Source organism: Rothia sp. CCM 9418 (assembly GCF_048512825.1).
Taxonomy (GTDB): Bacteria; Actinomycetota; Actinomycetes; order Actinomycetales; family Micrococcaceae; genus Rothia.
Genome location: NZ_JBLXXX010000004.1, coordinates 23729 through 47103, shown reverse-complemented (window position 1 = coordinate 47103; position 23375 = coordinate 23729). Strand labels below are relative to the sequence as shown.

Genomic DNA, 23375 nt, shown 5'->3' with positions numbered 1-23375 from the left:
ATTTGGGTTTTTATGCTCGACGTTGCCGACGTCGAGCATTTTTCTTAGTAGTAGAAACTTCTTCTTCAAGTAGTAACGACAACGCTATACGTCCACGGTTTGTATCAACATGGGTGACACGAACTTGTACGATGTCGCCAGAACGTACAATATGGTGAGGGTCTTGGACATAGTTTGTGCTCATCTGTGAGACGTGAATGAGCCCGTCTTGGTGAACACCAATATCCACAAAAGCTCCAAAGCCAGCGACGTTTGATACTGTCCCTTCAAGGATCATGCCGACTTTGACGTCATGGATGGTTTCGACACCTTCAGTGAAGTGGACAGTACGAAACGTTGGGCGCGGGTCACGGCCGGGTGTTTCGAGTTCATCCAGAATATCGTTGAGCGTTTGAGTGCCGAAACCCTCATCTAAATATTTTTGTAATTCCATCTTTTTTCGAGCACTCGACGGTATCACTGCACCTGTAAGTACCCCAGCATCCTGAAGGAGACGACGAGCTAACTCATAAGACTCAGGGTGAACGGCAGAGGCGTCAAGAGGTTCGTCTCCTCCCCTAATACGAATAAAGCCGGCAGCTTGTTCAAAGGTTTTAGCGCCTACTCCAGAGACGTTTAGAAGTTCCTGACGGTTTTTGAAAGCACCATGTTCTTGCCGATAGTTCACAATATTTTGAGCTAACGCACGGTTCAGACCTGCAACATGAGAAAGTAATTCAACGGATGCGCTATTAACCCATACACCTACACTGTTGACGCAGTCTTCAACTGTTGCGTCTAAGGAGCGTCGTAGCGCATGAGCTGAAATATCATGCTGATATTGACCTACGCCAATAGATTGCGGGTCCACTTTAACAAGCTCGGCAAGAGGGTCTTGTAGACGACGTCCGATAGAGACTGCCCCGCGCAGAGACACATCGAGATCTGGCAGTTCTTCGCTTGCTAGAGCAGATGCAGAATAGACGGAAGCTCCTGCTTCTGAAACAGTAACTTTCTGTACAGAGATTCCCTCATTTTTAAGGGTGCTCAGTAGTTCGCTGGCAAGTTTATCGGTATCGCGAGAGGCTGTTCCGTTACCAATAGAAACCAGTTCAAGATGATGTTCTTTAACGAGTTCAGCTAAGGTATTCAGCGATTCAGCCCATTGTTTTTTAGGGGCATGAGGGTAGATAACAGTAGTATCGAGTACCTCCCCAAGTGCAGATAACGCTGCGACTTTTACGCCAGTGCGTAGACCGGGGTCTAAGGCGAGTACAGCACGTTCACCAGCTGGTGCTGCCAAAAGTAGGTCTCGTAGATTTGATGAGAACACATCAATAGCAGATTTTTCGGCGTGTTCTCGCAAACGAGCTCTTATCTGCGTTGTAAGGCGAGGGAGAATACGATTTTTCCAAGTAGAACGTACTGTTGATGCCAACCATCCAAGAACACGGTCTTCATCGCTGACGGTGTTGAGCACCTGCACCGGAATACCTAACGCAAAGGCGATAGTAGACTCATAGGTATAACGTTCTTGTTCGTTACGTTCACTGCTTGCACGAAGTTTTGCGAGGTCGCTTTCACCTGATTGTTTTAAAAATTCTGGGGTTTGAGCTATTTCTATACGAAGCTCAACAACACCTTCTTTTTCGGCTCTCATCAAAGCAAGAACACGGTGGCTAGGTATTTTTCTGAGTGGTTCGGAAAAATGAAAGTAGTCGCTAAATTTGCTGTCATGCTCTCTATGTGCCGGAAGTACACGTGAGCTAATGACGCCATGAGACCATAAGCGTTCACGGAGTTGTTCCATTAGTTCGTGGTCATATAGCGCGTATTCTTCAAGGATGGCGCGAGCCCCCTCAAGTGCAGTTTTTGCATCTAGTACAGCAGTATCTTCTGGTTCTTCTGCACAAGATGGGCGAACATACGCTTGAGCGATTTGTTCTGCTTCTGCTAGTGGGACTTCGAGGAGGTCGTCAACAAGTGGTTCTAACCCCGCTTCAAGTGCGCATTGCGCGCGGGTTCGTCGAGCAATTTTATAGGGGGCGTAGAGTGATTCCAGCTCATTTTTCGTGTTTGCGGCAAGCACTGAGGCTTGTAAAGATTCTTCAAGTACACCACGTTGAGCGAGTAATTCAAGGATTTTATGGCGACGTTGTTCTAGGTCCCTGAGGTATTCGAGTCGTTCGTTAAGTTCACGAAGCTGAGTATCGCTCATCCCCCCAGTGTGTTCTTTACGATACCTAGCGATAAAGGGAACCGTTGCCCCTTCATCAAGCAGCCGAATGCTAGCTCTCACACCAGAAATAGGTACACCTAGTTCACCAGCGAGCGTTTTTTCTAGTTTGTATCTATCCGTTCGAGGTGAATTCATAGCTTCTAGTTTCTCATTAGTTCAGTCTTTTTCTTGTTTTTCGCTGGAATAAAGCATGGAAAATCTTGGTTTATTGGAGTAATACGAGTATATATATTGGTAGTTTTGTTCTTGAGTGTTTAGATTTTGATAACGAAACTATGTATCCATTTATACCGACACAGGCACATACCTGAGTTTAAGGATTGACCCTATTATGGCAAGTAACGAGGACTATAGTCGTTTTCTCTCCTACTACTCGCCTCTCATTGAAGAACTAGCCGATTCTGGCTGGTCAAAAGAAGAAGCCTGCCACCGGCTGGCAACACTCTTCCCCGAAGAATCTCCTCGTATGATTCATCGTGCAGTCTTTTCACGGCGATGGACTTTTAACACTCGCACCGAGAATATTCTCAATAACGTTATGATGTCGGCAGCCGTTTGGTATGCCGTAGCTGTCACTCATGACATGGAGCCAGACCCTCACTATGCGGCAGCTTACCTTGACCCTGTCATATTGCAGGATATTCCGCGAATCTTCGCACAAGCGAAAGTCAGCCCCGAAGCAATATCCGTCATTCTTGGAAAATGTGGTGCAGCGCTCAAAGCGCTTAGTGAGAACCCTTATATTCGTCTTGACGAAGTCTCATATGATGATTTCTTCGAAGATGTTCCTGAAGAAGCACGTGATATTGTTGACGAGGTAAGCAGCTGGCCTCCGCACCGACAAATTATTGAAGACCGACTAGGCGATGGCAGTTGGAGTGTCGCTTTAATGCGTGTTGGCGTATGTCCACCCGATTTAGAAGATTTTGGGATTAGTGTCTCTCCCTCAAGTTTAACTGACCTTAATTTTCGCAACGCATTAGGAGAATTTTTAAGTTATTGTATCCGCTATGATCGTAAACCAACGGTTCTTCTGTATGGAAGTTGGTCAGTGAGCCGTAACCCGTTAGGGCGAGTTCCACTTCTTGGCGCAGTACGTAGTAAATATGGTTCATGGTATCGAGGTCTTAAAAACGGGCGTAGACTTATTAACGATGCTCTCAAAATGAGTTCATTATCAAACCTCCCCGTCAATTCCTCATCTAAGATAAAAACATCGACAGCTTCCTCTAACGGCGTTGATGTTAAAGCACTTTATGCGAATGGTATTGGTGTCGTGCATTCTCCCACAGACCAGCATTCCGATACCTCTGGTAAGAACCCGTGGGAAGTTATGGGACTTTCACTTTACGAGGCTCTTCGAGAGCTTCCATGGGGGCAAAGCGTCAACCTTCACTATCTTTCGCAGGTTCTTCACAAGCAAAAAAATACTACTCCACGGCTCTATGTTTTACGTTCTCCTTCGGGATACCGTTGCGATCTCATCACCGAAAATACTGATTCTAGTCACGATTCTAAAACTCTTGAAGAACATGGTTGGGCACCAGCCACTGCAGATTATTATTGTTGGGCTCAGACATTTCAAGATGCTGAATCTGCTACACAAGAAATTGTGTATGCACTACGTTGGATTCTGAACTACACAAAACCTGAACTCTTCTATTTTGAAGACCAAGAACCATCGGGAGAAGTCTCAAGCTCATAAAAATTTCTCTGAAATTAGGTTGTTTTAGCGCTTTAAATCAGAACGGTATGCCGGTTGTTGTGGACACTCCTGAAGAACAGCGTGCATGGCTTGTTTTTCTGCTGGAGTAACCCACAAATGGTAGATTGCTTTAACAGAGATTTGTCGTGCTACGTATTCACAACGATAGCCTCGTTGAGGTAACCATTGTGAGGCATCTTTATTAGATTTTTCGGTATTGGCATCGTATCCGGTTGCTTGTAAATTAAGCGGGTCATTTGCTAGGCGTTGACGTTGCGCTAAAGGAAGTTCTGCGGCGCCAGTTTGCCAGGCGTTAGAAAGAGCTACAACGTGGTCAATAGGAACGCTTGGGCTTGTTTTTTCCCCTCGAATAAAATCAAGATGCTCAGCGGTGTAAGGATCGATAAAAGTACCTGAAGCAACTTTACACCGTCGAGTGTATTGAACATTCGATAGGTCTCTGGCAAGTACATCATTACGTTGATCACACCCGTTCTTATCAAGATCTTCCCAAGGGGCACCAAATTGCGAACGAGAGTAGCCGCGTGCACCTGCAGGTTTTTTCACGGGGAGCGTCTCTAATACCTGTTCAGCAGTGCCATAAGGGTGTGCAGAGCTCCGTGCAAAACCAGTTTCTACAGGAACATTTGGGGCGCCGAGTAGTTCTTCAATTTTCTCGTGATTTACCCATATATAAAAACCTCCGCAAAGGAGGACAACCCAAAAGAGTGTGCTGAGTCGAAAGAGAAAAGAACGTCGTCTACGTATTCGATGATGGTGTTGTCTACCGCGTCGAGGTACAGGATTTTTGGGGTATTTTTTCATAAGGTTTAGGTTGTTTTAGGGTGCTGTTGCTTTAAAAGTACAGGGCGGGATATAGCGTATTAATGCTATACCCCGCCCTGTTGAGATAAGGGTTCTTCGAGCGCTCTGTGGATTTAGAGAGAATCCTCGTAAGAGGTGTCTTTGGTGCGTGCTTGTTGGGCTTTTTTCTGCAGTTCGAGGTGGGTGGGGTTCTTACGGACGAACATCCACCCGATGCCTAGAAGGACGAACCATAGTGGCATTGCAAAGAGTGCTTGGCGGGTGTCATCGTAGAATGCCAGGATGATGACCATTGCGACGAAGAATGCGAGCACAATCCAGCAGGCAAGAATACCTCCTGGCATTTTGTAGGTGGATGCTTCGTGACGTTCTGGGTATTTTTTGCGGTAGACGAGGTAGGAGACAAGGATCATCGTCCAGTTGAAGATGGCAAGTACCGCTGCCACAGTGGTGACAAGGGTAAAAGCGCTAATCACTGATTCTCCGGAGTATAGCAGTACGAGGGAGGAGAGTAAGAGCACGCTGGTGAGGAAGAGTGCGTTACGTGGGACGCCTCCGGGGCTGAGAATACGGAAGATACGTGGTGCAGAACCTTCTTCTGCAAGTCCATAAATCATACGTGAGGTAGAGAAAATACCCGAGTTTGCCGAAGATGTTGCAGAAGTGAGCACTACGAAGTTCACTAATGATGCAGCAAAACCGAAGCCGGCAAGGCTAAACATTGTCACAAAAGGACTCTTGGCGGGGTTAATATCTTGCCAAGGGGTTACCATCAGGATTACTGCCAAAGTCAGTACGTAGAAGAGGATGATACGGACGGGGACAGCGTTGATTGCTTTAGGTAGTGTTTTATGTGGGTCGCGTGTTTCTGCTGCTGCAGTTCCAACAAGTTCAGCACCGAGGAAAGCAAATAGTGCGATTTGGAATGCCCCGAGGAACCCGACAATACCGTGAGGGAAGAAACCTCCATCTGACCAAAGATTTGTGACACTTGCTGTACCACCGTTAGGTAGCTGGAAGCTGATAGCAATCATGAAAATACCAACAACGATGAGCGCAAAGATAGCGACTATTTTGATGAGGGCAAACCAGAATTCTATTTCGCCAAAGTTTTTGACGCTGGGAAGGTTCAGTGCCAGAAGTAACCCGATGACGATAATAGCGGGTATCCATTGTTGTAGGTGTGGCCACCAATATTGTGAGTAGCCGGTGATGGCAATAACGTCAGCGACGGCTGTAACGACCCATGTGAACCAGTAGGACCATCCGACGAAGAATCCTGCGCCTGGTCCAAGGATGTCGGAGGCAAAGTCAGAGAATGATTTGTATTTGAGGTTTGAGAGGAGTAGTTCTCCCATCGCTCGAAGGACGAAGAAGATTGCTGTACCAATAATCATGTAGACAAAGAGAATGGACGGACCTGTCAGGGAGATGGTCTTTCCTGACCCCATGAAGAGTCCTGTTCCGATAGCTCCGCCGATGGCGATGAGCTGGATATGTCTATTGCTGAGTCCACGTTGTAGTTCGTTTTCCGTTTGAGGATGCGAACCATGATGTTGGTCTGGCATCTCGCCTCCATTGTTTGATGGGCATACGTGTCTTGAATAGTTCTCTATGGTGAGAGGGTATCGCCGACCTGCATGCCTTTGTGGTCTTTGATATTTGTGTTAATCCTAGTCTGGTTTTGAGGTGTTCTCCGTTTAGACAGGCTAGGAGGCCTTTCAGTTCTTATAGGCTATTAGTCCCTATTATTGCGAGAAAATAATGAATTGTATATCACATTTTTTTATTTGTTGAGTTTTAAGGGTTGCTGGCATGCTTCATTCTCTATCCTCTAGGATGATTAGGTTGCTCATATTCGAGCAGATTCGGGCGGTGCTTTTGTTTCCGTACGCGCCCGTACTAGATTGAGGAGACTCGTGGAAACGACAACGCATACTAATAACGAAAACACCGAACATCTAGCAGAAGATTCTGCTGTTCCTGAGAAGTTTCACCGACAGCCACTTTCGTTCGTTCGTCGTGGCGATAGGCTCACAGGTCGCCGACTCACCGCGTGGGAGCAGTATGCTCCTACCCATGTTTTGCAGATACCTCGTCTACTCACTGATACGTCAGTAGCGCCAGAGGCACAGTTTAATGCTGAAGAAGTCTATGGCAGGGTCGCTCCTCTTGTGGTAGAAATTGGTTCTGGTCTTGGTGAGGCGATTGTTCATCGTGCGCAGGAGGTTCCTGAGCATAACTTCCTCGCTGTTGAGGTGTATACCCCCGGTATTGCTGATTTACTACGCAAGATGGCAAGTGCTGGTGCGGAGAATATCCGTGTAGCGCAGGCTAATGCTCCAGAGCTTTTAGAGAACATGTTAAAGCCAGCTTCTGTCGATGAGCTGTGGGTGTTTTTCCCCGATCCTTGGCATAAGACTCGTCATCATAAGCGCCGTCTTATTAGCACAGAATTTGCCCATAAGGTTGCACGTGTGTTGAAACCTGGTGCAACTTGGCGTTTAGCAACTGACTGGGAAGAATACGCTATTGTAATGCGTGACGTGCTCGACGCTCATCCCGATTTTGTTAATGCGCATCGTGGCGAGGGTGCAACGGAGGAAGACCCGCAAGGCGGTTGGGCGCCGCGTTGGGAGGGTCGAGTGCTAACGAGTTTTGAACGTAAGGCTCGCGAAGCTGGCCGTGGAGCACATGATTTGACCTATATTCGTCGATAGATGAAAAAATGTTGGTAGGTTTAAACTACGTTTGTAGCAGGTGTTATGTCTCTGAGTAAGCGGCAGTGAACACAGCTACGTTTATGGGGCGGGGCGGAATACAAAACTGTATTCCGCCCCGCCCCATGTGATAGGTGTTCGTCAAAGAAAGCACCTACACAATGCTTGTTAGACGGTTAGCGTCCGGTCTTCTCGTAAGAATCAATCGCACCGTCATGGCCTTCCATGAACTGGTCGATTTCTTCTTTCGTTGCTGTCAGGTGAGGGTCATTCTTCAAATACCAGCGAGTCTCACGAACAATCAGACCTGAGAGGAGGAGCAAACCAATCAAGTTTGGAATAGCCATTAGACCATTAGCAATATCTGAGAATGTCCATACAGTCGTTAGTTCAACAGTGCATCCGATGAAAACTATGGCAGAGAAAAATACACGATAAGGTAGCACACCAGAACGGCCTAAGATACGTTCGATACAACGTTCCCCGTAGTATGCCCACCCAAGAATTGTAGAGTACGCAAAAAGTACCAAACCGATGGTGACGATCCAACCACCAATCGGACCAATTTCTTGGCTAAATGCCCAGTTCGTCATCGTAGAAGCAGAAATTAGTTCGCCGTTCTCGCTCTGATGCCAAGCACCGGTAATAATCAAAACGAGGCCGGTACATGTCACCACAATAATCGTGTCGATAAAGGTCTGTGTCATGGAGACCATGCCTTGACGTACAGGGTGAGTTGTCTGCGCAGCGGAAGCAGCAATAGCAGCAGAACCCATGCCAGATTCGTTCGAGAAAATGCCACGAGCTACACCGTACTGAATTGCGTAGATGAGTGCTGAACCTGCAAAACCGCCTACAGCAGAAGTGCCGGTAAATGCCTCCGAAAAGACTGTAGCGAATGCTTCAGGAATCTGCCCTAGGTGTGTTCCTAAAATGTATAGAGCGCCACCGACGTAGAAGATAATCATGACGGGAACGAAAGCGGAGGTAACTTTACCAATGGATTTGATGCCTCCGAGGAGTACGAAAAGCGTCAAGAGCGCCAAGATTGTGCCGGTAAAGCCAACAGGAACGTTAAAAGTGGTGTATAGGTTACCGGCGATTGAATTACCTTGGGTCATATTACCGATGCCGAAAGAGGCAATTACCGCAGCGATTGCAAAGAATATTGCAAGAGATTTGCCGAGCGCTCCACCAATACCACGTTCAAGGTAGTATTGTGGTCCACCGTTGACTTCACCTTTTGAGTCGTGGGTGCGGAAACGTACACCAAGAAACGCCTCAGAGTATTTAGAGGCCATACCGAAAATAGCGGTGACCCACATCCAAAAGAGAGCACCTGGACCGCCAATAGAAATAGCTGTTGCTACGCCTACGATGTTACCGGTACCAACTGTTGCAGCAAGAGCAGTAGTTAGTGCCTGAAATTGAGAGATGTCTCCACCTTGTGCGTCAGCATCTTTACGATCAACAAACGCTAGACGGTTCGCCACAATGAGTTTGGTCAGTTGGATGAATCCGAGGCGAATACTCAGATAAATACCTGTACCTAGAAGTAAAGGGATGAGGACGAAGGGTCCCCAAATAAAAGAGGAAATCGCCCCGAGGACGTCGTCGATGTTCATATGCGTTCCTTGTTGTTTTCGCCCGTTGCGAGCGGTTTCCTAGCAGATGTGTGGTGTTGCAGATAGCGTTGTTCCTTGTTGAAAGAAACCACAGCTACTGCTTGAAAGCACAGCTTACGTGACGGGCGACACTATACGCAACTATGTCCACCAAGTAAGACGACAAGCAGAGCATAGAAAAATCTGCCGTACCCATTCAACAGAACAAACCTGTTAAGAATAGATACGGCAGAACCTTCATCTATAAAATATGTAGTTATCGAGGCTGATAGAGCACCATAGCTCGAGAACGAGCGTGGGCAGACGGGCGTTTACCACGAGGAACTCTCACGATGTCGCCAGAAACGCCAGCAGCAAAGACGCGAGAGGACTCCCCTAATCGAGTCTTCGCTGTTGCAAGCTCTTGACGTAGAGACTCTATCTCGTAACGCAAGGTCTCTACTTCAGATTCAAGCCCCATAATACGGCGAATGCCTTCAAGAGAAACACCGTCTTGAGATAGCTGCTGAATCTCTTGCAGCTTCGCCACATCTCGTGCTGAGTATCGACGAGCACGTCCCGGCGCACGCTGAGGCTGAACTAAACCCAGACGGTCATATTGACGCAAGGTTTGAGGGTGCATCCCTGCAAGCTCAGCTGCCACTGAAATAACAAAAACCGGTTGATCTGCTGATAAACCCATACTTACTCAGCTGCTTTCCGTAGAAATTCGTCTCGTACAGTATCGTCATCTGCAGCAGCAAGGAACGTATCAAAAGCTTCTTGCGCCTGTTCAGAAAGATTCTGAGGAAGATGAATTTCTGGAGTAACCATCAGATGACCTGCCCCGGTTTTAGAGGGGAATCCATAGCCTTTAGCACGAAGTTTTACACCGGAAGAAGAACCAGCAGCCAAACGGAGTTTAACAGTCTTACCAGAAGGGGTGGGGACGCTAAGAATAGTTCCTTGAACAGCTTCTTTAATGCTGATAGGAATATGGACAATCACATCATTGCCTTCACGCGTAAAGACGGGATGTTTACGAACCTTAACGACAACCGTCAAATCGCCAGCTCCGCCAGGACCGGGGTGCCCCTTACCGCGCAACTTAATTTTTTGTCCATCTTTAATGCCAGCAGGAATACGAGCTTTAGCTTCAGAGCCATCTGGACGAATAACAGAAGCAGTCGTTCCTCGATAAGCATCAGCAAAAGAAATGGTGACACTTGTTTGAGCGTCTTGACCTTTAGGCGCAGGCTGAGAAAAACCACCGAAACCGCCGGCAGAAGCACCCCCAAAACCTCCACCTCCGAAAAGACCACCCAATAGATCTTCGAGATTAACGTTACTGGAGGTCGAAGTGCTACTGAAACCTCCGGGGAATCCAGAACCTCCGGGGAATCCTCCCCCACCAAAACCAGCGGCACCGTATGTGCGAATCTGGTCATATTCTTCACGCTGTTTCTTATCAGAAAGAACATCATACGCTTCAGATACTTCTTTAAATTTTTTCTCAGCTACAGTATCTCCAGGGTTCTGATCTGGATGATATTTACGTGCTAATTTTCGATATGCCTTTTTAATGTCAGCATCGCTCGCCTTCTCAGAGACGCCCAGCACCTTGTAGAAGTCTTGATGAAGCCAATTTTCGCTAGCCATGTTTTGACGCCTCCTTTCAAAAGCGTTCCTTAAGTTCTCTTAAAAATCTATATAACAAGAGGCAGTTAATCCCTCTCTGTCAGAGGCACGTTCCTGCCATATCAGGTACGGTACAGAGGAGTAAATCCCCTAAGTGTAGTGCAGGCGGACCCGCTGATTCGAGCCCGCCTACACTTTTATCTATTTACATTGCTGCCGCAACAGCAACCTGTGCAGTTCGCACAATTCGATCATTCACACGATACCCATGTCGCAACACCATTGCTACATGGTCTTCTGGAATGTCCTCAGAAGGCTGCTGCAGAACAGCTTCGTGAACCTTCGGGTCGAACTTATCGCCGACAGCACCATAACGTTCCATACCCTGCTTACCAAGAGTTTCCTCTAGCTTATTAGCGATGGCAGCAAACGGGCCTTCTTCAAGGTCACCATGCTGACGAGCTGCATCGATATCATCAATGACTGGCAGCAAAGCAGATACCACATCAGAGATAACAAACTGACGCAACTGTTCCTTCTCTTTTGCGCTGCGGTTCTTGAAGTTCGTGAACTCTGCCTGTAACCGGCGCAAATCCTCGAGGCGTTCAAGTGCCACCTGCTCAAAATCTTCAGCTACTTCTTCAGAGGCCTCAGCTTCTGCTGAAACGTCCTCAGGTAGAGGTTCTGTTCCAGCGTCTTCTTGTGGCTCTGGGTGTTCTGGTGCAGAAGGAGCGTTGAAAGCTTCTTCCAAAGGATCAGTGTTCTGAGAGTTGTTAGTATTCTCGGACATCACTTATTTCTTTTCGTTGTCGTCATCGATGACTTCGGCGTCTACTACGTCGTCGTCAGCTTCAGCAGCACCTTCTTGAGTTGCTTCTGCCTGAGCTGCGGCGTAGATAGCTTCGCCAAGTTTGCTCTGGCTAGCCTGCAATTTCTCAAATGCAGACTTGACAGCGTCGTCATCTTCACCTTCGAGAGCCTTCTTGAGTTCGTCGACATCTGCCTGAACTTCAGTCTTGACCTCTTCAGGGAGCTTATCGCCGTTCTCCTTGATAAGTTTTTCGATGGAGTATGCAGCAGTTTCCGCTTGGTTGCGGGTTTCTGCAGCCTCACGACGAGCCTTATCCTGTTCAGCGTGTGCTTCAGCATCCTTAACCATGCGGTCGATGTCTTCCTTAGAGAGGGAAGATCCACCGGTAATGGTCATGGACTGTTCCTTACCGGTGCCCTTGTCCTTAGCGGATACGTGAACAATACCGTTTGCGTCGATATCGAAGGTCACTTCAATCTGAGGAACGCCACGAGGTGCAGGAGCAATACCAGTTAGCTCAAAGGTACCGAGGTTCTTGTTGTCGCGAGTAAATTCGCGTTCACCTTGGAATACCTGAATAGAAACAGAAGGCTGGTTGTCTTCTGCAGTGGTGAAGGTTTCGCTACGCTTGGTAGGAATTGCGGTGTTACGTTCGATGAGTTTAGTCATCACACCACCCTTGGTTTCGATACCAAGAGATAGCGGAGTAACGTCGATGAGAAGAACGTCTTTGCGGTCACCCTTGAGCACGCCTGCCTGAATAGCAGCGCCCATAGCGACAACCTCATCAGGGTTAACACCCTTGTTAGGTTCGCGACCGCCGGTCAATTCTTTGACAACTTCGCTTACTGCTGGCATACGGGTTGAACCACCCACAAGAATTACGTGTGCAATCTCAGAAACGGAAACACCAGCTTCTTTAATAACATCGTTGAAAGGCTTCTTAGTGCGTTCAAGTAAATCAGCAGTCATATCCTGGAACTTTGCACGAGAGAGTTTCTCGTCCAAGTGGATAGGACCTTCTGGGGTTACAGAGAGGTACTGCAAAGAGATATTGGTTGAGGTTGCAGAAGAGAGTTCTTTTTTAGCTTGTTCAGCTGCTTCACGAAGACGCTGAAGAGCAATCTTATCTTTAGAAAGATCAGCGCCGCTCTTGGACTTGACCTGTTCGAGCAGCCAGTCGACGATACGCTGATCCCAGTCGTCGCCACCGAGGCGGTTGTCGCCGGAGGTTGCACGAACCTGAATGGTAGAGAATCCGTCTTCGTCCTTGCCAACTTCAAGCAAGGAAACGTCGAAAGTACCACCGCCAAGGTCAAACACGAGGATGAGCTCGTCTTCTTTACCCTTGTCTAGTCCGTATGCCAACGCTGCAGCAGTAGGCTCGTTGACGATACGTAGTACGTTTAGGCCTGCGATTTCGCCTGCTTCTTTAGTTGCCTGACGTTCTGCGTCGTTAAAGTATGCAGGAACGGTGATAACGGCGTCGGTTACGGTGTCGTTGAGGTATGCCTCTGCGTCGCCTTTGAGCTTCATCAGAGTACGTGCTGAAATTTCTTGAGCGGTGTATTTTTTATCGTCAATATCGGTGGTCCAGTTGGTTCCCATGTGGCGTTTTACCGAAGCAATGGTGCGGTCGACGTTGGTAACAGCCTGACGTTTTGCGACGTCACCAACAAGAACTTCTCCATCTTTAGAGAATGCAACGATAGAGGGGGTGGTGCGCGCACCTTCTGCGTTAGCAATAACGGTAGGTTCGCCGCCTTCAAGAACTGAAACGACTGAGTTTGTGGTACCGAGGTCAATGCCTACTGCACGTGACATAATATGCACTCCTTAGAGATAGATGTTGTTTTCTTAGATATTTAGCTTTATCGAACAGCTTTTTCGATAAGCGCTTGTCTTAAGTTTCTCACTTCTTATCTATTTGTCAATAGAGTTGAGTCGAATTAACTCAACTTTATTTATATGGATAGCAGTATTTTTTGCGTATGTTTACCTTAGAACACTCAAAAAACGGCCTAAGAACCGGCATTTATTGAGTAAATATTGTGAACTGTTCGCTTTCAGCAATTAATTATTGAGGGGGTTGTTGCTCCACCGGTTGAAAAGCCATATAAGACTTCAGAACCAGCCGATACGTAACCATCAGAAATATGACACATCTACCTAGCGGACAGGTGTAAACACTTGTCCCTACAATTCTGTTCTTTCATGTCTCCTCTACAAAAAACTGACATACGCTAGAGCAAGACCGGGCGCACTATCGCGCCACCTATCACAAAACATATGTTAGGAAGACAGCATGACTCACTCAGAATCACGCCGCATCGTCCTCAAAGGCGCAGCCTTAGCAATCCCCGCACTTGCTATCACTACCACAGCGGCATTCTCCAATAGCACCGGCACCGATGATAATCAGGGACACGGCCACCATCACGGCGGTCATGGTAATGGTGGAAGCACCGGCGGCGGACACCACGACGGTGGGCACGGAAACGGTGGTCACCAAGGTGGAGGTCACGGTAACGGGGGAAGCACCGGTGGCCACGGTGGCCACGGTGGAGCAACAAACCCCTCATACCCAACACTACCTGCAGGATGCCCCGACGGAGCATGGCGCAAAGACATCCCTTGCGCGTCCTTTATTGACCAGTCCAATGGTGAAGGACGAGCATGGCATTGGGGACGTGAAGTCTCACTAGCGCTCTCCGCAGAAGACGCAGGACCTAACGGCTACGACGTACAGTGCTACATCGTCCCCGTTAACAATGATTACAACCGCACTAACGCCTACGGCAACGCAAGCGCACGCTTCCAATCCATCACCACCGGGTCCGGAAGCGCACCAGGATTCTACGCCGGTAACTGGTCTGCACCAGTTAACGTTTCTGGCGCAGTCATCCCCCACTCATTCAACGGTTCCACCGGTAACCCCAACGGCTCTGATATCGTTCTACCCTCAGGCTCCATCATGGTTCAAGCACAGAAACTACGTTTCTCCGGCAAAACCGGAATTGGACGCCTCAACCTCAACCTCAATAACCGTTGGTTCTCCTCCGGAAAGAGCTGGGTCAAAGCTATCTGGGTTATCCGCAACAACGACATGGGACACTGGCACGTACTTGACACCGTCGGATATGCAGGTCCCATCAACCGTTCAGCATACGACGGAAAATTCTAAACTCCATCTCGTATAAAAATTCTTAAGCGGTTTCTTTGGTTCTCCTACTAGGAGGAGCAAAGAAACCGCTTTTTCTATCAGTTCTCCTACCCCACCATCTATTCACAAGAAAAGATAGGTAATATCTCCCCCACCATGAAAAGATAGAAACATGAATAAAATCTTGGTTGTCTGTACAGGAAATATTTGCCGGTCCCCTATGGGGGAATACCTCCTCAGAGAAAAAATTACATCACTACAACTCAATGTTGAAGTATCCTCATGCGGAATATCTTCCGAAGAATACGGAAACCCTATCGACCCAAGAGCACAAAAAGTCCTCAACGAACGCGGAATCGACAGTAGCAAACACCGTGCCAAAACCTTCACACGAGAAGACTTTGACATATACCACCTCATTCTTGCCATGGACACCAACCATTACCAACGGTTACAGCAACTCGCACGAAACCCCAAAGACCAAGAAAAAATACACCTCTGGCGTGAATACGACCCGCAACTATGTAACACACCGTTCAAAGAACTCGGCATCTATGACCCTTGGTATGGAACTCAAGAAGACTTCTACTGCACCCAACGCATGATTGAAGATGCCATACCCGGAATTATCCACTACATCCAGTCCCACTAAAAACGAGGAAAATTCAACGCCCATGAGCGTACTGTGCATTGAAGAACAACAGCTACTCGAAAAAATCCACCACAACATCTGCCAACAAGGCGCGCCCAAAATTATCACTATTGATGGACGAAGCGGGGCCGGAAAAACAACGTTCTCCCATAGCCTCTACACCTACCTCAACCAACGCAACATTCCATCCCAAATCTTCACCCTCGAAAATCTCTATCAAGGATGGAACGGACTACAAGCAGGTATCAAGCAATGGCACCGCAACCTCAATAACCTCAGTGATAACCCGCAATCACCCCTCATCTGGTTCGGTTGGGATTGGGAAACACAACAACCAACAGGTCCACACCTCACGACAATTGACCCACGCCAAACGCTCATCGTCGAGGGCGTCGGCGCCACACCGCCTCACAGCTACCAAGCACCATTTAACGTCATCACATGTTGGCTCGATATGTCATCACATCACCGCAAAGAGCGAGCACTCAACCGTGACGGAGAAACATACCGCCCCTATTGGGATACGTGGGCAGAACAAGAAAACCTCCAACTACCTGCACACCCAGCATCACATATTGACTATATTTTCTCGCCACCTGTATAAAACGACATCTCAAGAATAGGATGAAATTATGACAACAGTAGTAATGCTCACCCCTCAGCACCCAGAGGGAGAACTTGTAGACCCCTCACGCCCCCTCATCAGCATCGAAGACGAAGGACTCACCCGCGGAGACGGCGTCTTTGAAACGATGATTGCCGTCAACCGCAGCATCCGAAAATTTGACGCACACTTTGAACGGCTAACAAATTCTGCCCGAAAATTGCAACTCCCTCTACCAGCAAAAGAGCACCTCACTCAAGCGCTTAAGACCGCCCTAGAAAATGCCGAACAGGCTCACACCACGACACTAGGTGAAGAACACACCGTCAAAATTATTATCTCTCGTGGTACCACATCAAACGGCCCACACAGCTGGGTTACCGTCGCACCGACACCTCAGAATACCCTCGATCAAAGAACCCACGGCGTCAAAGCAATCACTCTGCCTCGCGGACATGATCCTGCTCAAGACACCGCATACCCGTGGCTACTTGCCGGCGCAAAAACTCTCTCGTACGCCATCAACATGGCCGTCCTACGATACGTACGAACCCAAGGAGCAGACGAAGCAATCTTCATCACCGATGACCGCCGTATTCTAGAAGGCGCAACCAGCTCTGTCATTGTGGCACAAACTATTAATGGGCAAAAAACCCTCCTCACACCAGAACCAAACCACGGAATCCTCCCCGGCACTACCCAAGGAATGATTTTTGAGCAAGCACGCAAACACGGCTGGGAACTCAAATACCAAGAACTTTACCCTCAGGATTTACTCGAATCTGAAGGTGTCTGGTTAGCCTCTTCCGTACGGCTTATCGCTCCTGTAACACACCTCAACGGAACAGCATTAGCAACGTCCCAACAGACCACTGAAGAATTCTTAGCATTCCTTGCAGAAGGGTAAAACACGCAACCTTAAAACTACTGCCAGATAAAAGTTAAGGTACCGGCTCCTAAAGCACCTAAAACACCTGCCAAAACCGTCAGTACAACACCCACCGTAAACCATACGTCTACGAGACCGTACTGCGGTATACGAGCCCAAGTGCGAGTTGAAGCAGACCCAAAACCGCGGGCCTCCATCGTTATAGATAAGCGTGTACCACGACGAATAGCCTGAACTAACAAGGCGAAGCTCTGACCACAAAACGTTTTAACACGTTGCCACAACGTATCTTCTGATCCAAGACCGCGAGCGCGTCGAGCCTGCCCTAGTGTATTCCATTCGCTCAACAACAACCCGACAAGACGTAAAGCAACCAATGCTCCGAGCACAAAACGAACCGGCAATTTTGTGCTCTGCGCCAAAGAATCAGCAACGTCCGTTGGGTCGGTTGTTAGCATGAGCATCATCCCAGGAAGAACCATTGCCAAGCCACGAATAGTCAGAACAATACCTGTCACAAGAGAACCAGTGCTCATCGACAAAAATCCCATGTCAAAAAGCATCGTCCCTGTCTTCTCCACCAAAAGAGCAGTCGACCAGCCCGATAGTAGAACACCAAATAATACAGGCCAAAGCTGACCCAAAAGACGCACAGGGTTCAACCCCAGGGCCCATAAACCCACTAACTCGATACAAAAGATGATGGTGATGCTCACCCAATCTTTGAGCAGAATAAGGATAATTGTCAGAAGCAAAGTGAGCGCAACTTTAACCCCTGCATTAACGCTTCCAAGAATCCCTTCTTTTTCTGCGGTAGACGCAAAAATATCAAAACTCATCAACGTTCTTCTTCCCCGTGATAGTCTGATTCCGCGATAAGCCTTAGCTGTATTCCTCCTAAAGCACGCACAAAATCATCATCGTGAGTTACTGAAACGACTGCTGTGCCCTGTTCCAAGAGTTCTTGAATCAAAAGCACCAATTCCTTCCATGTATGAGCGTCTTGCCCAAAAGTAGGTTCGTCAAGAATGAGGACCTGAGGTGCTGTTGCCAATGCGGTTGCTACAGAAAGACGGCGTTTCTCACCCCCAGAAAGGGTGAACGGGTTTGCTCCTTCAAGATGACGCAAACGTAAACGTTCAGATAACGCGTCAATACGGTGTTTAAGAGCTTGTTCGTCGACAGGTTCTTGACGAAGCCGCGCAAGTTGTCGTGGCCCAAATTCAAGTTCTTCACGTACCGTAGCAGTTAAAAACTGTTGCTCAGGTTCTTGAAAGACTAGACCAATACGCGAAGCAATATCACGAGAACGCCACTGTGTCATATCAGGTGAAGGCTCCTTATACTGCCGTGACGGTGAAGGAGCAGCGTCTTCTAAAAATGCTGATGTTGCTACAATCTCCCCAGAAACAGGGTAGAGTAACCCAGCTAAGGTCAGAGCAAAAGTAGATTTTCCGGCACCATTACAGCCAAGGACACTTGTATGTTCACCAGCTCGGATAGAAGCATTAATCCCTGAAGAAACAATAGGCGCATCAAAAATATACGGTTCAGAACAATTCTTAAGGGCCTTTCGTCGTTTACGTCGCTCTCGTGCAGAAGGATAATGACGAGTTACTGCCACATTACGAGCACAAATTAGCTCTGCCCCAGCCTGTTGCGTTGAAGGAAGAACCTCTGGCGTGTAGTCAGGAACCCATACCCCCGCAGAAATAAGCTCTTCCCTCGCTTCTGCAAGAACCTCAGTAGGTGAACCGTCATGAGTAACACGTCCGCCTGCACCAAGAACAATAATTCTGTCCATATGCTCAGCCCACACACCAACACGATGTTCAATAACGACAAGGGTTGCTCCCGTATGTTTTTGTGCGCGTATTACGGCATCACGAACATCTTCAACACCAGCAGGATCAAGATTTGCTGTTGGTTCATCTAAGAAAATACCACCAGGATGCATCGCAAGGATGCCAGCCAACCCTAGTCGTTGTTTTTGTCCGCCAGATAGGGCACTCGTCGGATGTGATAAGTCAAACTTCTCTAAGCCAACATCTGCTAAAGCACGTTTAACACGTTCCCATATTTGTTCATGCGGCACACCTAAATTTTCGGGACCGAAAGCAACATCATCTCCTATACGAGATAGCACAATAGATGACTCTGGGTCCTGTTGCATGAGTCCTACTGCACCGTGAGCATCTTCAGCAGGTATACCATCAATGGTGATAGTGCCCTGTTGAGATTGACCATCATCGTCGTGTAATAGCCCGCCCATGGCGTGCAGAAGGGTTGATTTGCCTGCGCCAGAAGAACCCAAAAGAAGCACTTTTTGTCCAGGTTCAATGGTCAGATGTACAGATTCTAGAGTAGGTTTTTCTCGTCCTGCGTAATGCCAGCCAAACTCACGTACACTAATACGAACGCCACGCACCGGCTGAGAGTCAGCAGGCGGTGGCGTTATGGAAGATGTTGTATCCACGGTTAGGCGCGTGCTCGTTTCGACCGTCCAGAAGCCAAGGACGACAAGACACCCGTTTGTGCTAGTGCTTTCATTAAGAACCACGAAAGAACCCCAGCAAGCAATGCCCCAGAAATCGTTCCGCATGCCGTGTAAACCAGCATCTTTGCAAAAGAAAGCTCATTTGCGTAGTAGATGATAATTTCTGAGACACCCATACCGAAACCAGATACTGCGCCGGCAAGAGCTGCGACCATAATATTCCACTGGCGGTAAAGGAATACCGCAAAAATTAGTTCTGCACCAAGACCTTGGATTAAGCCTGAGATAATAACGGACATACCAAAATGTGTGCCAAGGATACCCTCAATAATGGCGCCAAGAAGTTCACAATATAGTGCTGCACCAGGTTTACGGATAACAATTCCGCCCAGCACACCAGCAATCAGCCAGCCACCGCCAATAAGAGGCATATATTCTGGTACCGTTGCAAAAATCGTTTTTGCCAGCGGGTAAATCGCAACAGACCAGAACCAGAAAATGAGTCCGCATGCTACGGACAGGACAGAGGCGATAACGATATCGTTAACTCGCCACGCTAAAGAAGATTTCTTAGCCATCGTAAATTTTCCTTCCCGAATACAGGAAGGGGAACGTTACACTACGTGAACGTTTGAGAGAACTCGACTTCCTAAACGCCGGTACTAACCGGATCAGGTTCGAGGGTCTGCTTTCGCACTCTCAGCACCCTACGGTGCTCCCCTGTCGCTTCTATACGTATATGTTTATACGGCTTTATTGTCAAAGCCTTGTTCAGTATAGTTTGTTCACCACGTTCAATTCCACCCTCCAGAGAAGTTATGACAATATCTGCAGTTTCCACGCTTTCTTAGAGAATTATTCGTGAGTAGTAATACGCTGTTGGGCTTCTCCTGTTATAGGATTGCTAAGGATACTCATCAACGATGGAGAAAAACATGAACCCCATTAATCTTGTAGGAACCGCGGCTTCTCTTGCTGGCATCACCGTGGCAAACAAAGCGCTCTCTGCAACATGGAAAAAAGTAACCGGAAATGAACCACCCGCAAGCAACCCCGACGATGATGAGCGTTGGCGAGATATCATTCTATGGTCACTGTTAACAGGTCTTGTTGGTACCGTCATCAAAGTCAGCATTACTCGCAAAACAAACGAGGTCAAAGCAAAACGCAAAAATGACCCCATTGGACAAAACGAAGTCTAAGAACAACATCTCTTAGAAAACCTCATCCTCGTGTAGACGGCAACAGTCATTTTGTTGCCGTCTACACTTCTTTAAACCCCATGAACTTACCGCTCATCAGCATTAACAAATCCTTTGAAGATAAGCCCACTGTAAGTGAACCTTAGACGGTGCGCATAGTTCTGGTAAAAAGTACACAAATTTCTTCACTTTATCTTTGTTTCTGCGGGTATTTCACACCATTACCCACGCTCAATAGATACTCTTATCCTTATGAGCAAACACGCCAAAGAGCAGAACGAATCTGTGCCATTAGGGACCCGAGGCACCATCACAGCCTGGGCATTATGGGACGCCGGTGGCGCCTCCTTCAACGCGGTCATGACAACATTCGTCTTCACCGTCTATCTCACCAGCAAAGCATTCGGCGATCCCAAAGACGCCTCCGAAATGCTCTCCACCGGCCTCGCCATTGCAGGACTGCTCATCGCATTACTTGCCCCCGTCACAGGACAACGCGCAGACGCATCAGGTCAACGCACCCTATGGTTAGCAGTCAACACATTCCTCACAGCCGTGCTCATGGCACTTTGCTTCTTCACATTCCCCGAACCACAATGGCTTCTCTACGGTGTAACGCTCATCTGCGCAGCAAACGTCATGAACGAGTTCGCCATCGTCAACTACAACGCGCTACTGCCAGAACTATCAACGCCCTCAACGGTTGGAAAAATTAGTGGTATCGGATGGTCTGCAGGCTACTTCGGCGGCATTATCGCCCTAGGAATCGTCCTCTTCGCATTTGTTGGGCTTGGCTCAGACACCGGTTTCTTAGGTATCTCACCCGATAACTCTTTGAATATTCGTGCAGTCGCCATCTTCTCAGCAGTATGGTCCATCATACTTAGCACACCACTAGTTATTGCGCTCTACCGTCACGACCGTCGTCACCCCAAAAAACCAGTAGCACCCAAAGTTGGGCTCATAGACTCTTATAAAAAACTCTGGGCTACATTAAAAAGCCTCTACAAAAACTCACCCAAAACTCTCGCGTTCCTCTTTGCCTCCGCAATCTTCCGTGATGGCTTTACCGGCATCTTCACCTTCGGTGGCATCGTGGCCGCAGGCACATTCGGTTTTAGCACCACAGAAATTATCATCTTCGCTATCGCAGGTAACGTTGTTGCCGGTATCGGTGCACTTCTCGGCGGTAAATTTGATGACCTCATCGGACCCAAACGAGTTATCGTCTCTAGCCTTGTCTGCTTGCTCATCTCTGCAACCCCGCTCCTATTTATCCAAAGCCCTATTGTCTTCTGGATTTGTGGATTAGGGCTCTGCGCTTTCGTCGGGCCAGCACAATCCGCGTCACGCACCTACCTCTCCCGTATCACCCCACCCGGGCATGAAGGAGAAATCTTCGGACTATACTCCACCACAGGACGTGCAGCAGCACCCCTAGCACCGCTACTATTTGGACTATTCGTCTGGGCATTCGGTGCACAAATCTGGGGTATTCTTGGCATCATGGTGGTTCTCGTAGCAGGTCTGTTACTCACCCTGCCACTACCACGAGTACACCGCAAAGAACACCAAGAAACCCTCGAAAAAGGGCAACTATAATACGCCACTTACCGCTTATCAAAGAATAGGGTGGGTGCTTACATCGTTGTGTAAGCACCCACCCTAGCTTTTTGTGTTGCACCATACGATACAACAGCCACTAAAACATCACGGCTTCTGATAAGAAATCATCTGAGAATCCACAAGATTCTGCAATACAGCAGGGAACTGGTCATTAGGAATAGGCCCATACTGTTGTTCAATCCTCTGACGAAAAACATCCATAGGCAACGGCTCATCCAGCAACAGCCAACTATCAGCAGCGAACTCCGACACCTCAGACAACCGCCCACCACCATAAATTAACGAAGCATCGTCCAAAAGCACAGCAGACGTACCCGAGACACGAGACACAAGGCCCGCCGGTACTTCCTGCTCAACAGAATGAACAATCTGCCACGATGCAGAAGACTCCTCCGCCGGTGAAGACAATAACTCCCTAAAGACCGGCAATGTCTGAGAAATCTCAGAATACACCACACGGCGCACACCGCCACAACGCTTCATCGCATTCAGCAAACGAGGTAAACCATCATCGGTGAGCAACAAGCCAGAAGTCTGACCAGCAATCTCCACTAACGCTTCAGCCCAACTCACATCCTCCACATACGGAACAGTTGGCTCCTCAACACGCCCCAAAAGTACGATACGAGACAGCTGATACGAAAAATTATCTGGCGCAACTACCGAAATACCCAAAGACCCCGGATCTATCTGATGTTTAGGAAAACCCTTCTCCACAATCACCGACAACGGCTTAGGATACGGACGTACACATAAATCATCCTGCACAACAGCCGTCTCATCCGACAAATACGCAAAATGCTGACCCAAAAAACGAGACGCCGTCGTTTTACCACGCCCTGACGGGCCAATTAAAATCATGGCACGGCCAGAAGATTCATCACCCAAGGCAGCCGCATGAAAAAGACTCACCGAACCAGCTAAAGTACGAAGCATCGCCAACGTCACCTCAACCGTCAAACGCTCTTGAGCGACATCAACATGCTGAACACTCAAAAACTGCAAGCCTTCAACACCCCGATATTTTTCAGGGCAACTCAACTCCGCAGAAACAAAAACTTTCCCATCCGCGGTGCTCTGCTCTAAATCGCCCACACAACGAACCGGATTCATCGCCGCCCACGAACTCAAAACGTCCGCAACCAATGACTCTTCAAGAGAATCGTCAAAAAATAATTCGACGCTCGTACCAGCAGGACATAAACGTATAGCGCGCATCAA

The 23375-nt window shown here is 48.1% G+C and carries 20 protein-coding genes and 1 riboswitch; of the genes, 8 read left to right on the top strand and 12 right to left on the bottom strand.

What is annotated here, in order from left to right; translation table 11 throughout:
• Positions 1–10: 10 nt before the first annotated feature.
• A complete protein-coding gene (locus ACN083_RS06320; protein ID WP_419101989.1) occupies positions 11–2353 on the bottom strand; it encodes a Tex family protein in 2343 nt (780 codons plus the stop codon).
• A gap of 196 nt (positions 2354–2549) precedes the next feature.
• Between ACN083_RS06320 and ACN083_RS06315 the strand changes: the two genes are divergently transcribed.
• Positions 2550–3923: a hypothetical protein gene (locus ACN083_RS06315; protein WP_419101988.1), complete on the top strand. Its 1374-nt coding sequence runs from the start codon at positions 2550–2552 to the stop codon at positions 3921–3923.
• Between the two features lie 24 nt (positions 3924–3947).
• Here the strand turns inward: ACN083_RS06315 and ACN083_RS06310 are convergent, their stop codons facing one another.
• On the bottom strand, positions 3948–4748 hold the full coding sequence (locus ACN083_RS06310; protein ID WP_419101987.1) for an HNH endonuclease family protein: 801 nt from the start codon (positions 4746–4748) through the stop codon (positions 3948–3950).
• 113 nt (positions 4749–4861) lie between these two features.
• The gene (locus tag ACN083_RS06305; protein ID WP_419101986.1) at positions 4862–6316 is read right to left on the bottom strand and encodes an amino acid permease; all 1455 of its coding nucleotides are present in this window, start codon (positions 6314–6316) and stop codon (positions 4862–4864) included.
• Positions 6317–6667: 351 nt separating this feature from the next.
• Between ACN083_RS06305 and trmB the strand changes: the two genes are divergently transcribed.
• A complete protein-coding gene (gene trmB, locus ACN083_RS06300) occupies positions 6668–7468 on the top strand; it encodes a tRNA (guanosine(46)-N7)-methyltransferase TrmB (RefSeq protein WP_419101985.1) in 801 nt (266 codons plus the stop codon).
• A gap of 176 nt (positions 7469–7644) precedes the next feature.
• Here trmB and ACN083_RS06295 read toward each other — a convergent pair whose 3' ends face one another.
• The 5 genes from ACN083_RS06295 to dnaK all read right to left on the bottom strand — a co-directional run bounded on the left by ACN083_RS06295 (position 7645) and on the right by dnaK (position 13345).
• Entirely contained in the window at positions 7645–9093 is a 1449-nt protein-coding gene (locus tag ACN083_RS06295; RefSeq protein WP_419101984.1) for an alanine/glycine:cation symporter family protein, read from the bottom strand.
• Positions 9094–9349: 256 nt separating this feature from the next.
• The gene (locus ACN083_RS06290; protein ID WP_419101983.1) at positions 9350–9775 is read right to left on the bottom strand and encodes a heat shock protein transcriptional repressor HspR; all 426 of its coding nucleotides are present in this window, start codon (positions 9773–9775) and stop codon (positions 9350–9352) included.
• A gap of 2 nt (positions 9776–9777) precedes the next feature.
• Positions 9778–10731: a DnaJ C-terminal domain-containing protein gene (locus tag ACN083_RS06285; RefSeq protein WP_419101982.1), complete on the bottom strand. Its 954-nt coding sequence runs from the start codon at positions 10729–10731 to the stop codon at positions 9778–9780.
• A 184-nt stretch (positions 10732–10915) separates the two neighbouring features.
• Positions 10916–11500, bottom strand: a complete 585-nt coding sequence (locus tag ACN083_RS06280; RefSeq protein WP_419101981.1) for a nucleotide exchange factor GrpE — start codon at positions 11498–11500, stop codon at positions 10916–10918.
• A gap of 3 nt (positions 11501–11503) precedes the next feature.
• Complete coding sequence (gene dnaK, locus ACN083_RS06275) at positions 11504–13345, bottom strand: molecular chaperone DnaK (protein ID WP_419101980.1); 1842 nt, start codon at positions 13343–13345, stop codon at positions 11504–11506.
• Between the two features lie 481 nt (positions 13346–13826).
• Here dnaK and ACN083_RS06270 point away from each other — a divergent pair, with 481 nt between their 5' ends.
• The 4 genes from ACN083_RS06270 to ACN083_RS06255 all read left to right on the top strand — a co-directional run bounded on the left by ACN083_RS06270 (position 13827) and on the right by ACN083_RS06255 (position 16847).
• Positions 13827–14705: a hypothetical protein gene (locus tag ACN083_RS06270; RefSeq protein ID WP_419101979.1), complete on the top strand. Its 879-nt coding sequence runs from the start codon at positions 13827–13829 to the stop codon at positions 14703–14705.
• Positions 14706–14856: 151 nt separating this feature from the next.
• On the top strand, positions 14857–15336 hold the full coding sequence (locus ACN083_RS06265; RefSeq protein ID WP_419101978.1) for a low molecular weight protein-tyrosine-phosphatase: 480 nt from the start codon (positions 14857–14859) through the stop codon (positions 15334–15336).
• 22 nt (positions 15337–15358) lie between these two features.
• On the top strand, positions 15359–15940 hold the full coding sequence (locus ACN083_RS06260) for a tRNA (adenosine(37)-N6)-threonylcarbamoyltransferase complex ATPase subunit type 1 TsaE (RefSeq protein WP_419101977.1): 582 nt from the start codon (positions 15359–15361) through the stop codon (positions 15938–15940).
• Positions 15941–15968: 28 nt separating this feature from the next.
• Complete coding sequence (locus ACN083_RS06255) at positions 15969–16847, top strand: aminodeoxychorismate lyase (protein ID WP_419101976.1); 879 nt, start codon at positions 15969–15971, stop codon at positions 16845–16847.
• Between the two features lie 17 nt (positions 16848–16864).
• On the opposite strand, the gene ACN083_RS06250 is transcribed toward ACN083_RS06255, so the two are convergent.
• The 3 genes from ACN083_RS06250 to ACN083_RS06240 are packed head-to-tail and all read right to left on the bottom strand — an operon-like array spanning position 16865 to position 19904.
• A complete protein-coding gene (locus ACN083_RS06250; RefSeq protein WP_419101975.1) occupies positions 16865–17668 on the bottom strand; it encodes an energy-coupling factor transporter transmembrane component T family protein in 804 nt (267 codons plus the stop codon).
• Positions 17668–19305 carry an ABC transporter ATP-binding protein gene (locus ACN083_RS06245; protein WP_419101974.1) on the bottom strand — a complete coding sequence of 546 codons (1638 nt, stop codon included), beginning with the start codon at positions 19303–19305 and terminating at the stop codon, positions 17668–17670. The genes ACN083_RS06250 and ACN083_RS06245 overlap by 1 nt, the downstream gene beginning before the upstream one ends.
• Positions 19306–19307: 2 nt before the next feature.
• The gene (locus ACN083_RS06240) at positions 19308–19904 is read right to left on the bottom strand and encodes an ECF transporter S component (protein WP_419101973.1); all 597 of its coding nucleotides are present in this window, start codon (positions 19902–19904) and stop codon (positions 19308–19310) included.
• Between the two features lie 51 nt (positions 19905–19955).
• Positions 19956–20058: riboswitch (TPP riboswitch) on the bottom strand.
• Between the two features lie 203 nt (positions 20059–20261).
• Between ACN083_RS06240 and ACN083_RS06235 the strand changes: the two genes are divergently transcribed.
• Positions 20262–20528 (top strand): DUF4235 domain-containing protein, encoded by a 267-nt coding sequence (locus ACN083_RS06235; protein ID WP_419101972.1) that lies wholly within the window; start codon positions 20262–20264, stop codon positions 20526–20528.
• A gap of 252 nt (positions 20529–20780) precedes the next feature.
• On the top strand, positions 20781–22130 hold the full coding sequence (locus ACN083_RS06230) for an MFS transporter (RefSeq protein ID WP_419101971.1): 1350 nt from the start codon (positions 20781–20783) through the stop codon (positions 22128–22130).
• Positions 22131–22238: 108 nt separating this feature from the next.
• Here the strand turns inward: ACN083_RS06230 and ACN083_RS06225 are convergent, their stop codons facing one another.
• On the bottom strand, positions 22239–23372 hold the full coding sequence (locus tag ACN083_RS06225; RefSeq protein WP_419101970.1) for a hypothetical protein: 1134 nt from the start codon (positions 23370–23372) through the stop codon (positions 22239–22241).
• Positions 23373–23375: the final 3 nt, after the last annotated feature.